The 3,597-nt window shown below is 38.0% G+C and carries 3 protein-coding genes; 1 reads left to right on the top strand and 2 read right to left on the bottom strand.

Features of this window, described 5'->3' with window-relative positions:
- The coding region (locus NF867_RS12540) for an IS110 family transposase (protein WP_252588346.1) at window positions 1–614 on the bottom strand (614 nt) is incomplete at its 3' end.
- A gap of 389 nt (window positions 615–1,003) precedes the next feature.
- Here NF867_RS12540 and purU point away from each other — a divergent pair.
- The gene (gene purU / locus NF867_RS12535; RefSeq protein ID WP_252588345.1) at window positions 1,004–1,867 is read left to right on the top strand and encodes a formyltetrahydrofolate deformylase; all 864 of its coding nucleotides are present in this window, start codon (window positions 1,004–1,006) and stop codon (window positions 1,865–1,867) included.
- Window positions 1,868–2,240: 373 nt separating this feature from the next.
- Here the strand turns inward: purU and NF867_RS12530 are convergent, their stop codons facing one another.
- Window positions 2,241–3,350 carry a M42 family metallopeptidase gene (locus NF867_RS12530; RefSeq protein ID WP_252588344.1) on the bottom strand — a complete coding sequence of 370 codons (1,110 nt, stop codon included), beginning with the start codon at window positions 3,348–3,350 and terminating at the stop codon, window positions 2,241–2,243.
- Between the last annotated feature and the right edge of the window lie 247 nt (window positions 3,351–3,597).

The following is a 3,597-nucleotide window of genomic DNA, read 5'->3' as shown; positions in this document are numbered from 1 at the left end:
CCCGGTACCGATCGGATTAACGCAGCTTGAGCTTTCATTTGGTCATCAAGCTGAATCGTTTTTTCAATATCAGTTTCAATTTTAGCAATCTGGGTATCTAGGGTTTCAATTATTTTTTTGTTTAACCGGAGCAGTTCTTTATCCAAAGCGATTGTTTTCATCAGTTTATAATCCTGCTGCTGATTGATCAATTGCCGTTTCATTTTGATCCTTGAGTTTCGCTCGGTTAACAACACTTTTAGTTGTTTAACAGCGACTGAAGCGGGTTTCCATAAGGGAGTTTCCAGGCTGTTCTTTTCTATAAACGAGCAGATACGAAAGGCATCTACCCGATCATTTTTACCTCTTACTAAGCCTAAACTCTTTTTAAGATGCAAAGGTGCAACGACGTAAACTTTAAAGGCAAAACTTGGAAGCACTTCAAATAGGTTCCAATTATAACGTCCTGTGTTTTCCATCGCCACAAGTACATCCTGCTTGCTGTACTTTTTAAAGAAGGCGTGGATTGCCTTCACCTCATTGGCAATGGTTAAGTGTTTTACAGTTTTGTCTTTTTTCAAACAAATGTCTAACGTCCTGCTACTGATATCAATACCAATAATAATCTTTTCCATAAATTTGTTGTTGGGAAAAATGAAATGAGAAATTCATCAATTTTACTCAACTCCTTAATAATGGGTCATTAGCCCGAATTTCTATTTGAGTTCTTGATGAAAGGGAGGCAAAAGTCTGGATCAGCGTTTGAGTCATTAGCTCGGAGCGATTGTCTTAGTGTACTTTTGCTTCCTTTCTCATTTTAAATCTAACTATAACAAATCTAAAGGAGCGTAGTCGAAGCCTCTCTCAACATGACGAGAGTGTTGTCAGGCTGAGCGAAGTCGAAGTTTGAGATATTTGATTTTATGTTTGGTTTTTTATGTTATTTTGGCAATTAAATTTTGTTTTTGTTGTTATTTTGAAATAAAAAATGCAATCTTGTTAGCATTAATAGTGATGCTAATTTATGGCTTCGAAAAAGCGCCTGTATACCTTAACTCTTTCTTGTCCCGACCGAACCGGAATTGTTTCTACTGTAACGAGTTTTATTGCTAACCTGGGAGGTTGGATCACAGATGCTAGTCAGCATGGAGATTTTACCGATCATCATTTTTTTATGCGTGTGCAAATACTTGCTGATTCATTAAAAATGGATGTGGATGAGTTTAGGGAACGTTTTGCGGATATGGCGGCGGAGTTTGAGATGGATTGGCAGATCACGGATTCAGAAGCTAAGAAAAGAGTAGTGATATTGGTTAGTAAGCAAGATCATTGTTTATATGACTTGTTGTATCGTTATCGTTCTCAGGAATTTGAATTTGAAGTGCCTTGCATAATTTCCAATCATGAGAATATGCGCAGCTTTGTTGAGTGGCATGGCATTCCTTATCATTGTTTACCTATTTCTGCTGAGAATAAACAACATCAGTATGCCGAAATGGTGAAACTTTTTGAACAGCACAAAGCCGATGTTATTGTACTAGCTCGATATATGCAGGTGCTATCTCCTGAAATATGCAGGCTGTTTCCGAACAAGATCATCAATATTCACCATAGCTTTTTGCCTTCCTTTGTGGGGGCTAAGCCTTATCATCAGGCCTACGAACGTGGAGTGAAAATGATTGGAGCCACCTGCCATTATGTTACGGAGGAACTCGACCAGGGACCTATTATTGAACAGGATGTAAACCGTGTGGATCATAGCTGTTCATTGGAAGATATGATCAACTTAGGAAAAGACGTGGAGAAGAATGTTTTGTCGAGAGGCCTACGATATCATGTTGAAGACCGCATTTTGGTGCACGGGAATAAGACGATTGTATTTGACTAAAAAAGTACAAGGTTAGAAGTACGAAGTTGAATTTTAGAAGTAGGACTTTAGATTTTAGAATATTCGTACTTCTAAAATCGTACCTCTAAAATCTTACCTCTAAAATCTTACTTCTTACTTCTAAAATTGTACTTCTAAAATTGTACTTCTATGGAACTCGACCAGGGTCCTCGAGAGGCCTACGATATCATGTTGAAGACCGCATTTTGGTGCATGGGAATAAAACGATCGTATTTGATTAAAAAAGTACAAGGTAGAAGTACAAAGTTAGATGTACGATTGCGGATTTACGATTTTAGAATGTTCGTACTTCTAAAATCGTACCTCTAAAATCTTACTTAAAATTGTACTTCTAACTTTGTACTTCTATGGACTATTTAATGTATCTGAAGTCGTGGCCTTCTTTAATGTTCAAGAGGGATCCATAAATAAGGCTGATCACATTATCTACGTCTTCTTTGTGTACCATTTCAACTGTGGTGTGCATATAGCGTAACGGTAATGAAATAAGTGCTGAGAATACTCCTCCATTAGAATAAGCAAAGGCATCGGTATCGGTACCGGTCGAGCGGGAACTTGCATTTCGTTGGAATGGAATATCATTTTTCTCTGCTGTTTCAATTAATAATTTGTTCAGATTATTATGGACAGAAGGAGCATACGAAATAACCGGACCTTTTCCGCAACTTAAATCACCTTGGGTAATCTTGTTAATCATCGGAGTGTTTGTGTCATGTGTAACATCGGTAACAATGGCAACATTCGGTTTAATACGATTGGCAATCATTTCGGCTCCACGCAAACCAATTTCTTCCTGCACTGAGTTAACGATATATAGTCCGAAAGGAAGTTTCTTCTTGTTTTCTTTCAGTAAACGAGCTACTTCTGCTATCATAAAGCCACCTGCACGGTTATCCAGCGCACGTCCAACATAGTAGCGATCATTTAAAACCATGAATTCATCTTCATAGGTGATCACACAACCTACATGAATTCCTAATTTTTCAACTTCTTCTTTTGAGGTACATCCACAGTCGAGGAAAATGTTTTTAAGGGTTGGAGTTTCTTCCTTCTCTCCATTGCGGGTATGAATGGCCGGCCAGCCGAAAACCGCTTTTACAATCCCCTTGTCGGTATGTATGTTTACACGTTTTGATGGGGCAATCTGATGGTCGGAACCTCCGTTGCGAATCACATAGATCAAACCGTCATTGGTTATGTAGTTCACAAACCACGAAATCTCATCGGCATGGGCTTCAATTACTACTTTATATTCGGCCTTTGGATTAATAATACCTACTGCAGTGCCATAATTGTCGACAAAATGATCGTCGATATAAGGCTTAAGATAATCTAACCAAAGTTTTTGTCCACTCCATTCAAAGCCAGTTGGAGAGGGGTTATTGATATATTTTTCGAAAAATTCTACCGATTTCTTAGTTACCACTGTGTGGTGTTTCTTGTCTTCTTTTTTCTTGCTCATACGGCTGCGTTTTTTACAAAAATGAAAATAATTAGCTTAAAATTGAATTGATGGTGTCATTACTTTTAAATGAAATAACTTTCAAAATAATCTTGTCTTAGTTAGCTTGGGCTTCGACTCCGCTCAGCCTGACGCAACGTATGTTTCGACTGCGCTCAACATGACGCAAAGTATGTTTCGACTCCGCTCCTTTAGATTTGTTATTGTTAGATTTAAAATGAGAAAGGAAGCAAAAGTACACTAAGAC

This window comes from Solitalea agri (assembly GCF_023914155.1).
Classification (GTDB): Bacteria; Bacteroidota; Bacteroidia; order Sphingobacteriales; family Sphingobacteriaceae; genus Solitalea; species Solitalea agri.
The sequence above is the reverse complement of the archived record's forward strand: the minus strand, read 5'-3'. Positions and strand labels throughout refer to the sequence as shown.